At 61.3% G+C, this 17,102-nt stretch carries 19 protein-coding genes; 4 read left to right on the top strand and 15 right to left on the bottom strand.

The window, feature by feature from the left end; all coding sequences use genetic code 11:
- Positions 1-8: 8 nt before the first annotated feature.
- The 10 genes from alsE to ACJ8HB_RS18280 form a co-directional block, all read right to left on the bottom strand.
- Complete coding sequence (gene alsE / locus ACJ8HB_RS18325; protein ID WP_033654065.1) at positions 9-680, bottom strand: D-allulose 6-phosphate 3-epimerase; 672 nt, start codon at positions 678-680, stop codon at positions 9-11.
- Positions 681-711: 31 nt separating this feature from the next.
- Positions 712-1,746, bottom strand: coding sequence for an ABC transporter permease (locus ACJ8HB_RS18320; RefSeq protein ID WP_047570645.1), 1,035 nt, complete (start codon positions 1,744-1,746; stop codon positions 712-714).
- Positions 1,747-1,756: 10 nt separating this feature from the next.
- Entirely contained in the window at positions 1,757-2,743 is a 987-nt protein-coding gene (locus ACJ8HB_RS18315; protein WP_047570643.1) for an ABC transporter permease, read from the bottom strand.
- The gene (locus ACJ8HB_RS18310) at positions 2,736-4,253 is read right to left on the bottom strand and encodes a sugar ABC transporter ATP-binding protein (protein WP_047570641.1); all 1,518 of its coding nucleotides are present in this window, start codon (positions 4,251-4,253) and stop codon (positions 2,736-2,738) included. The genes ACJ8HB_RS18315 and ACJ8HB_RS18310 overlap by 8 nt, the downstream gene beginning before the upstream one ends.
- A gap of 2 nt (positions 4,254-4,255) precedes the next feature.
- A complete protein-coding gene (locus tag ACJ8HB_RS18305; protein WP_047570639.1) occupies positions 4,256-5,239 on the bottom strand; it encodes a substrate-binding domain-containing protein in 984 nt (327 codons plus the stop codon).
- 49 nt (positions 5,240-5,288) lie between these two features.
- Positions 5,289-6,107, bottom strand: coding sequence for a DeoR/GlpR family DNA-binding transcription regulator (locus ACJ8HB_RS18300; protein ID WP_004931653.1), 819 nt, complete (start codon positions 6,105-6,107; stop codon positions 5,289-5,291).
- A gap of 311 nt (positions 6,108-6,418) precedes the next feature.
- Entirely contained in the window at positions 6,419-7,744 is a 1,326-nt protein-coding gene (locus ACJ8HB_RS18295; RefSeq protein WP_033654062.1) for an MFS transporter, read from the bottom strand.
- Positions 7,741-8,394, bottom strand: a complete 654-nt coding sequence (locus ACJ8HB_RS18290; RefSeq protein WP_047570637.1) for a DUF4286 family protein — start codon at positions 8,392-8,394, stop codon at positions 7,741-7,743. The genes ACJ8HB_RS18295 and ACJ8HB_RS18290 overlap by 4 nt, the downstream gene beginning before the upstream one ends.
- Positions 8,395-8,443: 49 nt before the next feature.
- Positions 8,444-9,790, bottom strand: a complete 1,347-nt coding sequence (locus ACJ8HB_RS18285; protein WP_047570635.1) for an amidase — start codon at positions 9,788-9,790, stop codon at positions 8,444-8,446.
- Entirely contained in the window at positions 9,790-10,503 is a 714-nt protein-coding gene (locus ACJ8HB_RS18280; protein ID WP_039567279.1) for a DUF2848 domain-containing protein, read from the bottom strand. The genes ACJ8HB_RS18285 and ACJ8HB_RS18280 overlap by 1 nt, the downstream gene beginning before the upstream one ends.
- 162 nt (positions 10,504-10,665) lie before the next feature.
- Between ACJ8HB_RS18280 and ACJ8HB_RS18275 the strand changes: the two genes are divergently transcribed.
- Positions 10,666-11,310: a GntR family transcriptional regulator gene (locus ACJ8HB_RS18275; protein ID WP_170929847.1), complete on the top strand. Its 645-nt coding sequence runs from the start codon at positions 10,666-10,668 to the stop codon at positions 11,308-11,310.
- A 224-nt stretch (positions 11,311-11,534) separates the two neighbouring features.
- Here ACJ8HB_RS18275 and ACJ8HB_RS18270 read toward each other — a convergent pair whose 3' ends face one another.
- The 4 genes from ACJ8HB_RS18270 to ACJ8HB_RS18255 all read right to left on the bottom strand — a co-directional run bounded on the left by ACJ8HB_RS18270 (position 11,535) and on the right by ACJ8HB_RS18255 (position 13,290).
- Entirely contained in the window at positions 11,535-11,852 is a 318-nt protein-coding gene (locus tag ACJ8HB_RS18270; protein ID WP_033635847.1) for a BrnA antitoxin family protein, read from the bottom strand.
- Complete coding sequence (locus tag ACJ8HB_RS18265; protein ID WP_047570632.1) at positions 11,815-12,138, bottom strand: BrnT family toxin; 324 nt, start codon at positions 12,136-12,138, stop codon at positions 11,815-11,817. Before ACJ8HB_RS18265 ends, ACJ8HB_RS18270 begins: the two co-directional genes overlap by 38 nt.
- A gap of 76 nt (positions 12,139-12,214) precedes the next feature.
- A complete protein-coding gene (locus ACJ8HB_RS18260) occupies positions 12,215-12,961 on the bottom strand; it encodes an SDR family oxidoreductase (protein ID WP_047570630.1) in 747 nt (248 codons plus the stop codon).
- A 95-nt stretch (positions 12,962-13,056) separates the two neighbouring features.
- Positions 13,057-13,290 (bottom strand): hypothetical protein, encoded by a 234-nt coding sequence (locus tag ACJ8HB_RS18255; protein WP_047570628.1) that lies wholly within the window; start codon positions 13,288-13,290, stop codon positions 13,057-13,059.
- A 189-nt stretch (positions 13,291-13,479) separates the two neighbouring features.
- Between ACJ8HB_RS18255 and ACJ8HB_RS18250 the strand changes: the two genes are divergently transcribed.
- From ACJ8HB_RS18250 to ACJ8HB_RS18240, 3 genes are read left to right on the top strand one after another with little or no spacing between them, the layout of a single operon-like run.
- Positions 13,480-14,139: a response regulator gene (locus ACJ8HB_RS18250; RefSeq protein ID WP_033654056.1), complete on the top strand. Its 660-nt coding sequence runs from the start codon at positions 13,480-13,482 to the stop codon at positions 14,137-14,139.
- A 4-nt stretch (positions 14,140-14,143) separates the two neighbouring features.
- Positions 14,144-15,562 (top strand): ATP-binding protein, encoded by a 1,419-nt coding sequence (locus ACJ8HB_RS18245; protein WP_033635852.1) that lies wholly within the window; start codon positions 14,144-14,146, stop codon positions 15,560-15,562.
- Entirely contained in the window at positions 15,559-16,089 is a 531-nt protein-coding gene (locus tag ACJ8HB_RS18240; protein WP_033649436.1) for a GNAT family N-acetyltransferase, read from the top strand. The genes ACJ8HB_RS18245 and ACJ8HB_RS18240 overlap by 4 nt, the downstream gene beginning before the upstream one ends.
- 10 nt (positions 16,090-16,099) lie before the next feature.
- Here ACJ8HB_RS18240 and ACJ8HB_RS18235 read toward each other — a convergent pair whose 3' ends face one another.
- Positions 16,100-17,065 carry a quinone oxidoreductase family protein gene (locus ACJ8HB_RS18235; protein ID WP_047570626.1) on the bottom strand — a complete coding sequence of 322 codons (966 nt, stop codon included), beginning with the start codon at positions 17,063-17,065 and terminating at the stop codon, positions 16,100-16,102.
- Positions 17,066-17,102 lie beyond the last annotated feature (37 nt).

The raw sequence follows: 17,102 nt of genomic DNA, 5'->3' as shown, positions 1-17,102 counted from the left end.
CCCCCGCCTCAGGCCGCCTGCCGCATCTGATCCAGCATTTTTTCCCATGCCGTCTCCAGATCCGGATCGAGGTTGAACAGCCCGGAGCTGCCGACGATCAACACTTCCGCGCCGGCGCCCATCAGATCGCGGTAGGTGCGCTGATTGCAGGATCCGTCGATCTCGATCAGATAGCTCAGGTTTTGCTGGCGTTTCAGATCGCGCAACTGGCGGATCTTTTCCAGCATTTCGGGAATGAACGGCTGCCCGGCATAGCCCGGATCGACGGTCATCACCGTAACCTTGTCCAGCAGATGAAGGTAGTGGCGGATAAACTCCACCGGCGTAGCCGGGTTCAGCACCACCCCCACTTTTTTGCCCAGCGCGCGGATCTGGTTGATCACCCGGAACGCGTCGCGGTTGATGGTTTCGGCGTGCGGGCAGATAAAGTCCGCGCCGGCGCGGGCGATCGGGTCGATAAAATCGGTCGGGTTCTCCACCATCAGATGCACGTCCAGCAGCAACGAGGTGTGCGGGCGGATCTGTTCGATAAAGAACGGCGACAGCGTGATGTTTTTAACGTAGTGCCCGTCCATGATGTCGATATGCAGCATATCGGCGCGGCGGTTCAGCACCGCCAATTGCTGCCGGATATCCATCAGGTTCATGCACATCAGTGAAGGTGAAATCTGGTATTTCATTAGCGTTATCCTGCGCAAAAGGGAAAAAGGATCAGTGGCCCGCCGCGGCTCTGGCCTGGGCCGCGCTGCGGCGCATCGCCCGCCGCTGCCGATAGCGATGGCGGAAAAATTTCAGCGCCAGCACCGCAATCAGCACCGCGCCCCACATCGCGAGACTGAAGTGCGGGCTGACGTTCATCAGGTTCAAACCGGTGGCGATCACCTGCAGCACGATCAGCGCCAGCACCACGCCGCTGACCCGACCAAAACCGCCGAACGGATCGGTGCCGCCCAGAATGATCGCCAGCACCGTCAGCAGCAGATAAGAGTCGCCGTAGCCCATGCGCGCCGAGTTGAAGCGCGCCATCATCACCAGCCCGGCAATGACGCACAGCAGGCTGGAGAGGGTGTAAATGGCGATCAGCACCCGATGGGTATTCACGCCGCTGAAGTGGGTGGCGTTGATGTTGCTGCCGCTCATGTAGATGCATTTGCCGAGCCGGGTTTTCTGCAAGAACAGCGCCAGCAGCACGGCGACCGCCAGAAAGATCCACAGCGGCACCGGCACGCCCAGCACGCGCTCGGCGCCGATAAACCGCACGATCTCCGGCATGCCGCTCAGGGCCGCGCCGCGCGTCAGGTAGATGCCGATGCCGTTGACCGTAGTCATGGTCGCCAGCGTCACCAGAATCGGATGGGCGCCGACGTAGGCTACCAGCGCGCCGGTCGCCGCGCCGATCGTCACGGCCAGCAGCATCGCCGCCGCCAGCGCCAACACCAGCCACAGCGCCTGCAATCCCAATCCGGCGTCCGGCGGCAGATAGCTGATGAACAGCCAGGCCATCAGCAGGCTGGTCAGGTTGGCGCTGGCGATAATGCACAGGTTCAGGCCGCCGCTGAGGATCGGGATGAACATCGCCAGGGTCAGCAGGCCCAGCTCCGGCAGCTGGAACGCCACGCTGGTGAAGGTGGCGCCGCTGAAGAAGCGCCCCGGCATCAGCAGGCTGAAGGCCAGCACCACCGCCAGCAGCAGCGCCAACAGGCCGACGGCGGTGCCGTCCGGACGAAATTTCAGGTAGTTGCCCATCAGGCGCTCCTCAGGCGAAACCGACGTCGGTTTCTTTGCGTTTCTTGTAGTGAGTGACGGTGATCGCCGCGACGATCACCAGGCCGATCACCACGTTCATGAAGTAGCTGGACACGCCGATCAGGTTGAGGCCGTTTTTCAGCACGCCGATCAGGAATACGCCCATCAGCGTGCCGATCACGCTGCCCTTGCCGCCGTTCAAACTGGCGCCGCCCAGCACCGCCGCCGCCAGTACGTCGAGCTCACCGCCCACCAGCGCATTGGGCACCACTTCGCCCATGCGGTACACCTGCACCAGGCCGCCGATCGCCGCCATCACGCCCAGATAGCCATAGGCGAACAGGTGCAGCAGGCCGACGCGGATGCCGATGCGCCGCGCCGATTCCGCATCGCCGCCGACGGCAAACAGCTGGCGCCCGAGGTGCGTCTTGTTCAGCAGCAGCCAGGTCAGCAGCGCCACCGCCAGCATCACCAGCGTCGGCAAACCGAGCTGATAGCTCTGTTCACCCAACTGGAACGGCAGCACGCTGCGCGGCAGCGTCCACCAGTCCGGCAGCGCGTACAGACTGCGGCCGTTGGTCAGCCACATCAGCATGCCGAACAGCAACGCCTGCATGCTGATGGTGACGATGATCGAGACGATGCGCAGGCAGTAGATCAGCAGCGCGTTGACCATGCCCAGCGCGGCGCCGATCGCCAACGCCAGCAGAATGCTGCCCATCGGGCTGGCCAGGCCGTAATGGGTCGCCAGCGTGGCGATCAGGTACTGCACCACCGAGGCCACCGCAGCGAAGGAGATATCGATGCCGCCGGTCACCAGCACCACGAACAGACCGAGGGCGAAGATGCCGCTCACCGCATAGCTTTCGCAGAGATCGAGCAGGTTTTGCACCGTTAAAAACTGCTCGCTGAGCAGCGAAAAGACGATGACCGTCAGCAGCAGTACCCAGGCCAGGTAGCCTTCGTTGCCGCGCGGTTTCAGGCTGAATCTACGCATTGACCGCCTCCGCCAGCTGTTGCTGACTCACCTGCCCCGGCAGGTACTCACCGATCACGCTGCCGCCGCTGAAGTGCAGCACCCGATCGCAGTTGTAATACACCTCCGGCACTTCGTCGGAGATCAGCAAAATGGCGATCCCCTCCTGCGCCAGCAGATGGATCAGTTGGTAGATGCTGGCCTTGGCGCCGACGTCGACGCCGACGGTCGGCGAGTCGAGGATCAGGATCCGCGGTTGGGTCAGTACCCACTTGGCCAACACGATCTTTTGCTGATTGCCGCCGGACAGCGTCGAAACCGCCTGCTCCGGATCCGCCACCCGCACGCCGAGTTTGGCGATCCACTCCGTGACGATGCGATTCTTGCGGTAGTCGTCAATCAGGCGAAAACGCCCGCGCAGCTTATCGAGAATGGTCAGCACCGCGTTGTCCGCCACCGACTGTTGCTGCACCAGGCCGAGCGTCAGGCGATCCTCCGAGACGTAGCCGATGCCGGCCTTGATCGCGTCCTCATGGCCGCGAAAGCGCACCGGTTTGCTGTCGAGGTAGAGCTTGCCGCTGTCCGGCCGAGTCATGCCGAACAGGCTCAGCGCCAGCTCGGTGCGCCCGGAGCCGAGCAGCCCGCATAGACCGAGCACCTCGCCCTGATGCAGCCGGAAGCTCACGTCCTGGTATTGCCCGGCGCGGCTGAGGCGATCCGCCTCCAGCAGCACCCGATCCTTATTCATGCTGGGTGACTTCAGGCGATAGTCCAGCTTCAGACCGGTCATCAGCTCGGTCAGACGATCGCCGGTGATCTCCGCCGCCGGCCAGGTGCCGATCTTGTTGCCGTCGCGGATCACCGTGACGCGATCCGAAATCTCCAGCACCTCGTCCAGCCGGTGGCTGACGAACACCACGCAGATGCCTTTCGCTTTCAGGTAATCCACCGTGCGCAGCAGCTGATTGACCTCGGTGCGGGTCAGCGAGGCGGTCGGTTCATCCATGATCACCAGCCGCGCCTCCGCCACCAGCGCGCGGCAGATCGCCACCTGCTGGCGCTGGGCGATCGGCAGCTCCGCCACCCGTTTGTCGAGATCCAGATGGAAACTCAGCTCCTGTAGCAGGCGCTCGGCGGTGCGCCGCAGCCGTGCCGGGCGGTACCATCCCAGCAACCCATGCAGGTTGTGCTCGAAGGCGATGTTTTCCGCCACCGTCAGGTTGGGAAACAGCGACAGATCCTGGTAGATCACCTGAATGCCGAAGGCGTGCGCCTGATCCGGCGACAACCGACCGAAGGTTTGCCCGTCGATGGTGATGCGGCTGCCGTCGTCCGGTTGATACACGCCGACGATCGCCTTGATCAACGTACTCTTGCCGCAGCCGTTGGTGCCGGCCAGGCAGTGCACTTCCCCCGGCATCAGCGCCAGCGAGATAGCGTTCAGCGCACGCTGCCCGCCAAAGGTCATCGACAGCTGTTGCAGCGCGATCAGCGGCGCGCCCTGGGTTGCCGTATTGCCGGAAATCGCCATGATTACAGCCCCATCTTCACCAGCTTCGGCAGGTTTTGCTTATCCAGGCTTTCGCTGGCGTTGCCGAGAATGGTGTGCTGCTGTGCATCCACCTGCACCTTGCCCATGCCTTCGATGGTCATGCCGTCGGTGATCTTTTCTCCCTTGTGCATCATGTCGGCGATGCGCACGAACACTTCGCCCGCCACCATCGGGTTCCAGATGTAACCGCCCTTGATGGCGCCGCGATTGACCAGCGAAGCGCCCTGGCCCGGGCTGAACGGCCCGATGACGCAGATATCGTTGCTTTTGCCGCGGTTGAGCACCGCGCGCCCGGCGCCGATCGGCCCCTGCGATCCGAACGCCAGCACGCCTTTCAGATCGGGATATTTGGCCATCAAATCGTTGGTGGTGCGCACGCTGTCATCCAGCGATTCCCCCACGCCGAACTTGTCGCCCACCAGCTGCATGTTCGGGTAGTGCTGCTTCTGGTAGTTGATGGCCGAGTCCGACCAGGTGATATGCAGCGGCACCGTCAGGCTGCCGACGTACACCGCGTACTTGCCCTGCTCTTTCATGCAGGTGGCCAACGCTTTCATGTGGTTGACCCCGTGCTGCGAGGCGTCCACCAGCTCAAAGTCCCAGTCGGCGTACTTCTGGCCGGGGGATTCGTGCACGATCACCTTGATGCCCGCCTCCTGCGCGCGCTTGAGCACCGGCTCCAGCACCCGGGCGTCGTTCGGCACCACGCCGATGATGGCCACCTTCTGCGCGATCAGATCTTCGATGGCGCGCACCTGCAGCGCCGGATCCGCCGCCGTCGGCCCGACCATCCAGGCGTCGATGCCGCGTTTGGCGCCTTCGCTTTTGATGCCGGCCTCCATGGCGTTGAACCACGGAATGCCGCCGATCTTCACCACCACGCCCATTTTCAGCTTGTCCGCCGCCTGCGCGGATAGCGACAGCAGCAGCGAGGCAAACAGACCGACCAGTACGGATTTTTTCATTGTTCTCTCTCCACAAGTGTTGGCTGTAAATAAGGGGGTTTCGTTGTTGTTATCGCGCCGCCCTTTTCGCGGCGGGTGAAACTTCAATCACGTCGACGTTGTTCCAGGCCAGTTCCTGACGAAATTCGTCGTCACTGAGCCGATCGGTGATTAAGGTATCTATCTCCCGGTAGTGGCAGATGCGCGCGAACGAGCGGCGGCCGAACTTGTTGCTGTCCACCAGCAGGAACTTGCGTTCCGACGCCAGCAGCATCTGCTGCTTCAGCCGCGCATGGTGCTCGTTACTTTCGCGGATGCCGCCGTCCTGGCAGATGCCGTGACAGGAGAAAAACAGCTTGTTGATCACGAACTCTTTCAGCATCTGCTCCGCCAGCACGCCGATAAAATCCTCATACTTGGCGGAATACTCGCCCCCCAGTCCGATGGTGCGCACGTTGGCCTTGCAGGCCAGCGTCTGGATGATGTGCAGCGAGTTGGTCAACACCACCAGCGAGATATCCGGCAGTTGGCGCGCCAAAAACCAGCTGGTGGAGCTGCTGTCCAGCAGCAGGCAATCCCCCGGCGCGATAAACTCCAGCGCGCGTTTGGCGATGCGCGTTTTCTGCTCCGGCGCCTCGTTGCTGCGCTGGCGGAAAGATTCCCCCTGGTCTATCTCGGCGGGCACATAGGTTTTCTCCACCGCCGGCGGCTCGACGAAGACCGCGCCGCCGTGGCTGCGCAGCAGCAGGCCGCGCCGTTCCAGCAAGGCCAGATCACGCCGCGCCGTCTCGATAGAGATGTGGCACAGCTGCGCCACCTCCTGCACCATCACGCGGCCGCGCTGGCTCAAGACTTCGGTGATAAAGCGATGACGTTCTACAGGCAGCATGTTTCTTTTCTCCTCCAGGACGATGATTACGATATCGATTTGCCGCGCCGCGTTTTGCGCGCAGACGCAAAGCGCATCGCCCCGCGATCGGTCAACGATAGCGGTGTGATAGTTGTCAAAAAAATCGGGAGGAAAATGAAATGAATAATTATGAAAGTGTGGAGTAACAGGCAGTTATGATGCGCGTGCGTCTTAGGCAGACAGGAGAGAAACGGTAAACGGTCACAATTCCACGTTCCGCAATATGACCATTAATGACCGTTTTTGTGGTTTTGACCGAACGCCGGGCCTAAAGTAGCCCGGCATTCTATTTACAGCGGCTTATGCGCCGTTTCCCGCGCCGCCCATACCGCCCAAAGCGTGATAAGCAGAGCCAACGCGACATAGGCGGAAATCGCCAGCGTGCTGTCGTAAGATTTAAACAACGAAGTGATGATCAGCGGGGCAAAGCCGCCACCGATAATCCCCGCCAAGGTATAGGCTAACGACGATCCGGCATAACGCACCCGTGTCGGGAACTGTTCCGTGATGAATGCCGCCTGTGGCCCATACATCGCCGCATGGATCAACAGCCCGATCACCACTGCCATGCAGATCAACACCGGTTGACTGCTGTCGAGCAGGACAAAGAATGCAAACGCCCACGCGATCGCCGCCAATGCACCGCCGATATACACCGGACGACGGCCGAAGCGATCCGACAATGCGCCAAACAGCGGTACCGCGACGGCGTTACCTATCGCCCCCAGCATGGTGGCGCCCAGCGCCAGCGGGCGCGGCAGATTCAGCACGGTGGTGACGTAGGTCAACGTGAACACGACCACCAACGCATAGAGCACGTCAGAGCCGATACGCGATCCGCCGGCGATCAGCAGTGGGCGCATGTGCTGCGTGAAGACTTCGCGGATCGGCGACTGCGTAACATCTTTCGATGCCTCCAGTTGCAAAAATGCCGGCGTCTCACCCACTCCCCGACGCAGCCACAAACCGAAGATGACCAGCACCAGGCTCAGCAGGAACGGGATCCGCCAGCCCCATTGCTGGAAATCGTCCGCCGACATCGCCAACGTCACCAGCGTAATCAGGCCGGTGCCGATCAGCGAACCGCAGGACGGCCCTACCTGAGCAAAGGACGCGTTGCGCCCGCGCTGATGCGGCTTACCGTGTTCCATCGACAACAGCACCGCCCCCGCCCATTCTCCGCCCAGCGCAATGCCCTGAATAAAGCGCAGCGTCACCAGCAGCAACGGGCTCCAAATCCCCCAGCTGGCATAGCCGGGCAACAATCCCATCAGCGCCGTGGTCACGCCCATGATCACCAGCGTGGTGACCAGTACAAAGCGCCGCCCCAACACATCGCCAAGGTGGCCGAACACGATGCCACCGATCGGCCGGGAAACATAACCCACCGCGTAAGTGGAGAACGCCAGAATCGTGCCCACCAGCGGATCGAACGATGGGAAGAATACATGGTTGAAAATCAACGCGGCCATGATGTTGTAGACGGTGAAATCGTACCATTCCAACGCCGTGCCGATCGAGCTGGCCGCCGCCAGCTTGCCGGTATTGGGCGGTGCGGCGGCACTTTCCGCGGCCGGCGCGGCAGCCTGTGCCGTTTCAGTGGTGTATGCGTTCATGATGTCAGCTCCTGTGCGGTCAGTTGCCAGCCAAGGGCATAGTGCCAGGCATCGGCGGCGGGCATGTTCAGCGCTTCAGCGGTCTGCTCGCTTAAACGCAGGCCGGCTTCGGCGTCGCTGCTTTCGATCAATAGCATCGGCAGCATTCGGCGGTTTTCTCGCGATTCTTTCGGCAGCGGGGAACTGAGTTCGGCATCCGGCGTTAACAGGCTGCTGCGCACAAAGCCAGGCTGTTCAGCCAGCCGCGCGCCCAGTTGCAAGATGCGGGCATGCAGCGCTTCCGATGCCGCCGACGGCAGCACGAAGATACAGAGATGACTGCCGCACCCTTGGCCGGTGACCGCCTCCACCGCACACACCCGGCGCATTGGATCACGCATTTTCTCCAGGCTGGCCACCGACCAAGGCGTTTGGTGTTGAAACGCGGCGCGATAGGCTTCGGAGGTAAAACTGGCCAACGATTCGGTTTTATACAGCCCCAAATATTGACGCCCGCCCTGCAATGCCCGATAGCGTGTGCCGGATAAAAAGCCGGGCACCCGCACCCGCTCCTCCACGTGTTCGCGGTCATACCAGCGATTGAAATCCGCATCATCCTGCGTGGCGACATCCGTCGCGACAAACAGCATTCCGTTCGGGGAATCGTTCATGGATATTCTCCTGGTCATCTCAAAAGGCAGGCCTGCGCCCACCGGAAAATCACGCCTCGGCAAGACGGCGTTCGATCGCCAGCGCCCATCCCAGCAGCGCCTCATCACACATCGGCAAGCCCGCCAGCATCAGGCCGATCGGCGCGGCGCCCGGCCGCTGGCAGGGCAAGGACAGCGCACAGCCGTCGAGGAAATTGACGATCGCGGGATTGCGCAGCATCAGTCCGTTGCAACGGAAGTAGGCATCATCCGCCGCCAGCTCGCCGATAGTTGGCGCAATCATCGGCACGGTCGGCATCAGCAGAGCGTCAAACCTCTGCAGCTCCGCCGTAATCCGCCGCTGCCAGTCGGCGCGTTGCCGCTGCAACAGCTGCAGATCGGCGTCGCCCAAGGATGCACCGCGGCGAATGCGCGACAGCACCCGCGGGTCATAGCCCTCGGCCCGTTCAGCGATCAACACTTGATGCCAGCGCCAGGACTCCAGGGCGGTGAAACCACCGTTGGCATTGAACGCGGCCAGTTCGGCGAACGCCGTAGCGGGAATGAATTCAATCTGCGCCCCCGCCTGAGACAGGCATTGCAGGCTGCGCTGGAATGCCTCGGCAACCGCCGGCTGCAGTTCATCCAGCACCACCGTTTGCGGCACGGCAAAATGCGCCTGCGCCAAGCTTTTTTGCGGCACCCGCAGCGGGCTGTCGGCAATCAGTGCGTCCAGCGCAATACAGCTGCCGACGTCATGAGCGATCACGCCGATCGAATCCAGCGAAGGCGACAGCGGCAATAAGCCAGCGTCATTGATGCGCCGTGCAGTGGGTTTATACCCGGTCAACCCGCACAGCGCGGCGGGAATGCGTACCGACCCGCCGGTATCGCTGCCAATCGCGCCCAGGCACATGCCGTCGGCCACCGCCACCGCCGCACCGGAAGAGGAGCCGCCGGGAATGCGTGCCGCCTGGCGCTCCCAGGGGTTGGCCGGCGTCCCGTAATGCGGGTTGATGCCCAGCCCGGAATAGGCGAATTCCGTCATCGTCGTTTTGCCCACCACCACCGCGCCGGCTTGCAACAGCCGTTCCACTACCGCAGCGTGCTTTTCCGCGGGCGGCGCGTCGGCTAACACGCGCGAGCCCGCCGTGGTCACCTCACCGGCCACATCAAACAGATCCTTGATTGAGACAGGCACGCCATCCAGCGCCGACAGCGGCGAGCCGGCGGCGCGCCGCCGATCGGAGGCCTGCGCTTGCCGTTGCGCCCACTCGGCGTAGGTTCGCGTAAACGCGCGCGCGCCCTCCCCCCGCTCATCGGCGATCTGCGCCAAAGCGGCGGCGGTCAGCTGCGCTGCGGTGAACTCCCCGCTAGCCAGGCCGGCGCTGGCCTGCATCAACGTCAGCTTTTTCATCACGCCACCACCGGCAGTTCAATGCTGCGATAACCGTGACTGATGGTGCGCCCAAGCACATCGTCCACCAGTTCCATGCGAAACTCGCCGGCCGGTCGAATGCCGCCGATCGCCGCCACCGTGCCGCAAGTCATCGCCAACCCGTTGGGCGTTTGCGGTTGCGCCAGCCCGCACTCCGGCGGCTGCATACCGGTGAAGTAACGCTCCAGCAAATCACCGGGCGTACGCAGTGCGGCAAGGCTGCCCTGTTGATACAATCGCCATTCGCCCTCTTCCTTGATCCACGAACGCAAGATCAAACTGTCCCAATGTTCCAGCACCTCCTGCAGCGGCCAGGCGGCTCGCGCCACCGGTTTAACGCAAATCTGTTTCGACAGCGCCACGCTGTGCGCTTCGAGTTGACGATCGGTGTGATCGGACGCCAATGACACGAACAGTTCGCCGCGATGGGCAAAAATCAGCGGCTCCGCTTCGCCGGACGTCGCGTTGCCAATGACTTCAATGGTCTCTTGCTGGCTCAACTGATTGGCGGCAACGCGGTAAAACAGGGGGATTGCACTGGGCTGGGGCACGCCCAGCTCGGCCAATTCACGAATATGGTGCAAGATCGCTTCGCGATCGCGCCCGGTCCAACCGGCGATCACCAGATGATCAATCTCAACATTCAACGTCGCCGCGCCGCGGGATTCAGGTAAAGTGAAGGTCAGTCTCATGGCAGTTTCGTCCCTCTTGTTAAAACACTGTGAAATTTCACTATATCTTTAGTTACCAAATAAGCGATTTTCATGCCATGTTTTTGTGTACTATGTCTAAAAACTTTCTTCTTGCAGGAGCAAAACGTGAAGACTGTTGACGCAGAAAGCCCGCAGCGCCCGATGACGGAAGAAGCCGGCGTCTCACTGAACGAGCTGGCCTACCGGCGCTTCAAACAGGCGCTGGTCACACTCAGCTACAAGCCGGGCGAATATCTCAATACCGCGCAGGTGATGAACGATCTGGATATGGGCAGAACGCCGATAAATCAGGCAATCCACCGCTTGGCCAACGAGGGGTTACTGCAGGTCATCCCGCGCAAAGGCGTGATGGTTTCACCGTTGTCGATGGACGATGCGTTGGAATTGATCGAAGTAAGGCTGGCTAACGAGATGCTGTGCATGCAGCTGGCGAGCCAGAGGATTACCGAGAGGCAAATCGCGACGCTGACCGAACTCAATCGGCAAATCGAAGCCGCGAGCCAGGAGCGAGATAGAGTGCGAATGATGACACTCGATCATGAGTTTCACCAGGAGCTGGCGCAGATCGCCGGCAATAACATGCTGGCGGATATCCTGAGTGTGCTGCACGCCAGGGCGCAGCGTTTTTGGGCCAGCACCCTGTCGCGGGAAGGGCATATGCGCGAAGTGATCGACGAACACCGGGCAATTATCGCCGCGCTGGCCGCACAAGACAGCGCCGCCGCCGCCGAGGCCGCGCAGGCGCATATCCTGTCATTCCGCAGCGCGCTGCTGCACGACGGGTAACCCCGTGGCGCAGGATATTACCGGGAATAGTTATGATGACCCTGTTCTGCCGATGAGCAGGAGATAAACGGTAAACGGTCACATTTCACGCTCCGCGGAATGACCGTTTTATAGTTTTGACCGAGCTCCGTCGAGAGGTGGCCGACGTTGGTAGGCGTTGCCTTAAAAAACAGCAAAAAAAATCCGGTGAGAATCTCACCGGACCGTTAGCCACCTGACACAAATTATTCCTCGTGCTCATGCTCTTTCAACATCGCCTCACGCAGCACAGCGTTCAGGCGTTTCTGATAGCCCTTGCCTGGCCGCTGAAGCCAGGCCAACACATCCGCATCGATTCGGATGGTTTTCGATACTTTCATCGGTTTATAAAAACGCCCCTGAACCGCAGCCTGCCACTTCTCCTCACCCAGGGCCGGGGCATCGGTATAATCGATATCCTCATCCGGCAGCGCGCTCAGTGAAGCAATTTGCGCTTTCTGCTCCTCCGTCAACGGAGGGAGTACGCTATGCGCCAGATTTTTGGCTGAATTTTTGCGCTTCATATCTTCCCCTCTCTTTGGCATCGGCCTTGCGTGCTGAAATGATACGCACGATCTCTACTGTATCGCCTTCGACATCCGTTTCGATCGTCGTATGCGCCACCAGCAGCAACAAACAGGAGCCGACCATACCGAGCGTTTGCCAGCGTTCTTCTCCGCCCTCGATCCTCTCCAGCACGGCCAAATGGTTGGGATCCAGAAAAACCCGTTGCGCAATCTCAAAACTGACGCGGTGTTTACGCTGGTTGCTGTGATTTTTATCCTGATTCCATTCAAAATAAACATACATTTTTGTAACTACATTTTGATTGTTATTTAATCAAAATACACTCCGCACGACGGGATGTCAAAACCCCCTCATGCATTCAACGCCCGCCTGCTGCCTCGATAAAAGTGCCGGTCACGTAAGACGCAGCGTCAGACAGCAGCCAAGCGATCGCCTCCGCCACTTCCTGCGGCTGCCCGCCGCGCTGCATCGGTAAACTGTCCTTCACGCGATCCACCCGGCCGGGCTCGCCGCCGCTGGCGTGCATCTCGGTATAGATGAATCCGGGCCGTACGCCGTTGACGCGGATGCCCTGCGCCGCCACCTCGCGCGATAACCCGATGGTCAGGGTATCGACGGCGCCTTTCGAGGCGGCGTAATCGACGTATTCCCCCGCGGCCCCCAACCGGGACGCCGCGGAGGAAACGTTGACGATAGCGCCGCCCTGCCCGCCATGGCGCAGCGCCATGCGCTTCACCGCCTCGCGGCAACACAGGAAGTAACCGGTCACGTTGGTGCCGAGCACCTGATTGATGCGCTCGGCGGTCAACTGTTCAATGTTCGCCTGCTGGAACAGAATCCCGGCATTGTTGACCAGCGCGCTGAGCGTGCCCAGCCCGGCGTCCAGCGTAGCGAACATCGCCATCACCTGCGCCTCGTCGGCCACGTCGGCCTGCAACGCCAGCGCCTTGCCGCCCTGCGCCTCAATCTCCGCCACCACCTGCCGCGCCGCGCTTTCGTCGCGCAGGTAATTCACACCCACCGCATAGCCCTGCCGGGCCAGCAGCAAAGCGGTCGCGCGACCAATTCCCCGGCTCGCGCCTGTGACCAATGCCACTGTCGTCATATTGTTTTTCTCTGGTTGGCGATATCAACACAGCGGCCTGCGCGCAGGCGCCCCGTTTGCCCGTCAGAGTATAGAGCCGCGCTCTAAAAAACGCTTTAAAGCTGAGCCAGGCGCCGCAGCTGCTTTTTAATGCGCGCTTTGACGCAGCCGTAGGCGTCCGGCGTCGTCACCTGATGCATCCGTTGCAAGCCGGCAGCATGCAGGCCGCTATGGCCATGGCTCTGTGTGTCGCCGCGAAAAGACAGCATCAACAGAACGAGCACGGCCGCCACGCCTGCATATATCAGCCGCCGCGAGGTGCCCGCGGGCGGGGAACCGTCAGTCAGCATGTTTCGCTCCTTCTGTTGTGGTATCGAATGGCAGCAAAATAACTGAAATTCCCTCTTGCTCCCTTAACGCGAGATTAAAGCCAGATTAAGGTTTGCTTAAGAACGTGCAGGCAGTGCAGGTTTCCCCGTTGTCTTCCCGTCAACGTTATAGTTAGATAAGCGCGACTCAAAGATCTCAGCGGAAAAAACGTGAACATACTGTTGGTGGAAGACGACCTGCAATTAGGCAAGGCGCTGTGCCGCGCATTGGAGCTGGCCGGCTTTAATTTATGCTGGGTGCGCCTGCTCGCCGACGCGGAAAATAAACTTTCATCCGGCGGGTTCGATTTGATGCTGTTGGATCTCACGCTGCCGGACGGCGACGGTTTGCAGAAGCTGATCGCCTGGCGGGCCGCCGGGCAAAATATCCCGATCATCATCCTGACCGCTCGCGACCGCATCGAAAGCCTGGTGAACAGCCTGGACTCCGGCGCGGACGACTTTCTGGCCAAACCCTTTGCGCTACTCGAACTCATCTCGCGCGTCAAGGCGGTCAACCGGCGTATGGCCGGCTTTGCTTCGCAAACCTGGAGCCTCGGCACGCTGTATCTCGATCCGGTCAACCATCAGGTGACGCTGGATAACGAGCTGCTGATGCTGTCGAAAAAAGAGTATCACCTGTTGCACGAACTGATGCGCTGCGCCGGCACCGTGGTGCGCAAAGCGGTGTTGGAGCAGCGGCTGTTCGGCCACGGCGACAGTGTGGAAAGCAACTCGCTGGAAGTGCACATGCATAATTTACGGCGCAAGATCGGTAAAGAAAGGATTATTACCGTACGCGGCATTGGTTATTTGCTGAAGAAAGAGTAGCGGCATGATCGGTTTTAAATCCTTCTTTATGCGCACCATTATTTTCCAGGTGCTGGCCATTTTATTATTGTGGGGGCTCCTCGTCGCCTGGGTGAAATATTGGTATTACCCCGACATGGAGAAATATTTCGATAATCAGCAACGTATCGTCGCCGCAGGCATCGCCAATATTCTCGATGAAACCGGCACTGACAATATCGATTATCTCGGCATCATCAAGACCATTGAAGGCATGTACATTGATTCCATCAATAATGGCATGCAGGATCAAATCGACTATCACCCGCTGTTCGTGGTTTACGATCGGGACAACCGGATGCTTTACAGTTCGCTGACGCAGGGAGAACCGCTGCGCCTGCCGCCTTCGGTGCTGTCCGGCTCCGTTAAATACGCCGGCGCCAACTGGCATCTCGCCGGCAGTTGGAGCGAAAAGCGTCAGTATCGGGTCATCGTCGGCGAATCGTTCAACGATCGCACCACGCAGTTCGGCAATCCGGCGGAAAGCACCGCCGTACCGCTGCTGGGCATTCTGGCAGCCATCATCGTCACCTTGTTATTTACCGCCTATTTCAGCCTGCGGCCGCTGCGCCAGATCGCCCGCACCATCTCCGATCGCCAGCCGGGCAACCTATCGCCGATCAATGTCAGCGAGCAGTATCAGGAAATCCGGCCGGTGGTGGTGGAGGTCAACAAACTGATGGCACGCATCGACGCCGCCAATCAGCGCGAGAAACGCTTTATGGCCGATGCGGCGCACGAACTGCGCACGCCGATCGCCGCCGTGCTGGCGCAGCTGCATCTGCTGACCCAGGTCAGCGAGCAGCAGGAGCGCCGGGAGATCATCGGCGACATGCAGCAGGGGCTGGATCGCGCGGCGTCGCTGTCGCGCCAGCTGATCAACCTGGCCAAGCTGGAGGCGGAAGATTTTCCGCTGAAAATCGAGGCGGTGGACATCTACGCAGAGATCGGAAAATGCATCGCGCAGCACGTCCCCTATGCGCTGGAAAAGGATGTGGAACTCTCGCTCGACGGCAGCGAGGACGTGGTGGTAACCACCGATCGCCATGCGCTGATCGCCATCTTCACCAACCTGCTGGACAACGCACTCAAGTACGCGCCGCCCGGCAGCCGCATCGAAGCCCATATCCGTTCGCTGGCACCGCTCGGCTGCTATATTACGTTGCGCGACAACGGCCCCGGAGTGAGCGAAGAGCACCTTCCGCGCCTGTTTGAACGCTTTTACCGCGTGCCCGGCACGCAGCAGACCGGCAGCGGACTGGGATTGGCCATCGCCCGGAACCTGGCCGACAAGATCGGCGCGCAGCTGCGCGTCACCGAAGGCCTCGACGATCGCGGCATCGGTTTTATTATCGATTTGCCGGAAAGTTACCGGCCACAGACTGAGAGTGAACAACGATCATGAGCGCCCCTGTTCTGTTGCAACGGCAGCAACTCGACCGACTATGGGATATTGACCGCAGCGAAATCATCGACACCCTGTATCGCCTGCAGGACGGTAAACTGCAAGCCTACCCGGACTACTACGACGTGCGCGGTTGGGATCCGCACGACCGGGAAACCTATACGCCGATCCACGAAGCCTGCTTCGATCGCGGCGGCGCGTTTTTCGCGCGGTTCGAAGGCGAGGAGATCGTGGCGGCGGCGGCGCTGGACACCGAGCCGCGCGGCCCGCAGCGGGATCTGCGCCAGCTGCTGTTCTTTTATGTCAGCGCGCACCAACGCGGCCAGGGGTTAGGCAAGCAGCTGTTCCAGCTCTGCCTGCGTCAGGCGGCGCAAGAAGGCGCCGCCGGGCTGTACGTCTCCTCCATCCCCAACAAAAGCACCGTAGACTTCTATCTGGCGCAAGGGTGCCGGCTCATCGAGCGCCCGGATGCCGAGCTGTTCGCCCGCGAGCCGGAGGATATTCACCTGGTCTGCCCTTGCCGCTAGCGGCAGGAACTTAGCGGGCGATGCGTATCACCGAACGCACGTCGCTTTTCTTGTTCAGATCCCATACCTCGGCGATCTCCGCCAGCGCGTGCTCCTGCGTCTCGATAGTGAGCGCGCCCGTCGCCGCCAGCGCCAGAATTTCGGTCGCATAGCGCTGCATCTCAGGGATCGGCGGGAAGTTGCCGGTGCCGCTGCCGAGGATCTGCAGCTGATTGCTGCGCAGCACCGCCGCCGGCAGCCGGATGTCCGGCGCGGCCATCGAGCCGACGTTGACCAGGCGAATGCCGCGCCCGCCGGCGTAAGACGAGAGATCGTGATTATTGAGCGTCGCGAGCAGCGCTTCGGTCGCCGGGCCCCAGATATAATCGACGATCACCTGATAACCGCCCGGCCCCGCCGCCGCCGCGAAGGCCTGCGTCAGCGCCTCGCCCTGCAGGCTCAGATCCACCGTGGCATCCACGCCCAACGCTTCCAGCACGCTCAGCCGACGGCCGGCGGCAACGATGCGCCCGGCTCCCGCCTGACGCGCCGCGGCGACCGCCAGTTTGCCCGAGGTGCCGGTAGCGCCGATGATCAGCACCGTTTCACCGGGCTGCAGATCCGCCCGCCAGCGCAGCGGCAGCCAGGCGGCGAAGGCCGGATTGATCAGCGCCGCCGCCGTGGCGTCGTCCACCGCCTCCGGCACCGGCACCGTCCATGACGCGACGCTGCGCTCAGCCATCGCGCCGTAAGGGCGGCGGAAGGAGGCGAAATACACCCGTTGCCCGTCGGCCGTCCGGCCCACGCCGTCGGTGCCGGGTACGATCGGCAACTGCTTCGGGCTGGAGTAATGGGTGCCGGCGACGGTGGCGCGATCCAGCTGTTTGATACCGGCCGCCAGAACGTCGATCGGCACTTCATTCGCCTGTGCCTGAGGCTCCTCAAAGGTGCCGAAAACCGGGGCTTGCCCCAGCGCTGTTACGATTGCCGCTTGCATGGTGACTCCTCAAATCGTGGGAACGTACGGGAAAGAA

The organism is Serratia sp. CY27727, from assembly GCF_052169275.1.
Taxonomy (GTDB): domain Bacteria; phylum Pseudomonadota; class Gammaproteobacteria; order Enterobacterales; family Enterobacteriaceae; genus Serratia; species Serratia sarumanii.
Note: the sequence above shows the minus strand (reverse complement) of the source record. Positions and strands in the feature narration are given on the sequence as shown.

Bases quoted from the DNA above. Each gene is read 5' to 3' on its own strand.
- ACJ8HB_RS18240 (WP_033649436.1), top strand. From the start codon at position 15,559: ATGAGCGCCCCTGTTCTGTTGCAACGGCAGCAACTCGACCGACTATGG.
- ACJ8HB_RS18235 (WP_047570626.1), bottom strand. From the start codon at position 17,065: ATGCAAGCGGCAATCGTAACAGCGCTGGGGCAAGCCCCGGTTTTCGGC.
- ACJ8HB_RS18265 (WP_047570632.1), bottom strand. From the start codon at position 12,138: ATGTATGTTTATTTTGAATGGAATCAGGATAAAAATCACAGCAACCAG.
- ACJ8HB_RS18285 (WP_047570635.1), bottom strand. From the start codon at position 9,790: ATGAAAAAGCTGACGTTGATGCAGGCCAGCGCCGGCCTGGCTAGCGGG.
- ACJ8HB_RS18305 (WP_047570639.1), bottom strand. From the start codon at position 5,239: ATGAAAAAATCCGTACTGGTCGGTCTGTTTGCCTCGCTGCTGCTGTCG.
- ACJ8HB_RS18295 (WP_033654062.1), bottom strand. From the start codon at position 7,744: ATGAACGCATACACCACTGAAACGGCACAGGCTGCCGCGCCGGCCGCG.
- ACJ8HB_RS18310 (WP_047570641.1), bottom strand. From the start codon at position 4,253: ATGGCGATTTCCGGCAATACGGCAACCCAGGGCGCGCCGCTGATCGCG.
- ACJ8HB_RS18245 (WP_033635852.1), top strand. From the start codon at position 14,144: ATGATCGGTTTTAAATCCTTCTTTATGCGCACCATTATTTTCCAGGTG.
- ACJ8HB_RS18320 (WP_047570645.1), bottom strand. From the start codon at position 1,746: ATGGGCAACTACCTGAAATTTCGTCCGGACGGCACCGCCGTCGGCCTG.
- alsE (WP_033654065.1), bottom strand. From the start codon at position 680: ATGAAATACCAGATTTCACCTTCACTGATGTGCATGAACCTGATGGAT.
- ACJ8HB_RS18300 (WP_004931653.1), bottom strand. From the start codon at position 6,107: ATGCTGCCTGTAGAACGTCATCGCTTTATCACCGAAGTCTTGAGCCAG.
- ACJ8HB_RS18290 (WP_047570637.1), bottom strand. From the start codon at position 8,394: ATGAACGATTCCCCGAACGGAATGCTGTTTGTCGCGACGGATGTCGCC.
- ACJ8HB_RS18275 (WP_170929847.1), top strand. From the start codon at position 10,666: ATGACGGAAGAAGCCGGCGTCTCACTGAACGAGCTGGCCTACCGGCGC.
- ACJ8HB_RS18255 (WP_047570628.1), bottom strand. From the start codon at position 13,290: ATGCTGACTGACGGTTCCCCGCCCGCGGGCACCTCGCGGCGGCTGATA.
- ACJ8HB_RS18280 (WP_039567279.1), bottom strand. From the start codon at position 10,503: ATGAGACTGACCTTCACTTTACCTGAATCCCGCGGCGCGGCGACGTTG.
- ACJ8HB_RS18260 (WP_047570630.1), bottom strand. From the start codon at position 12,961: ATGACGACAGTGGCATTGGTCACAGGCGCGAGCCGGGGAATTGGTCGC.
- ACJ8HB_RS18315 (WP_047570643.1), bottom strand. From the start codon at position 2,743: ATGCGTAGATTCAGCCTGAAACCGCGCGGCAACGAAGGCTACCTGGCC.
- ACJ8HB_RS18270 (WP_033635847.1), bottom strand. From the start codon at position 11,852: ATGAAGCGCAAAAATTCAGCCAAAAATCTGGCGCATAGCGTACTCCCT.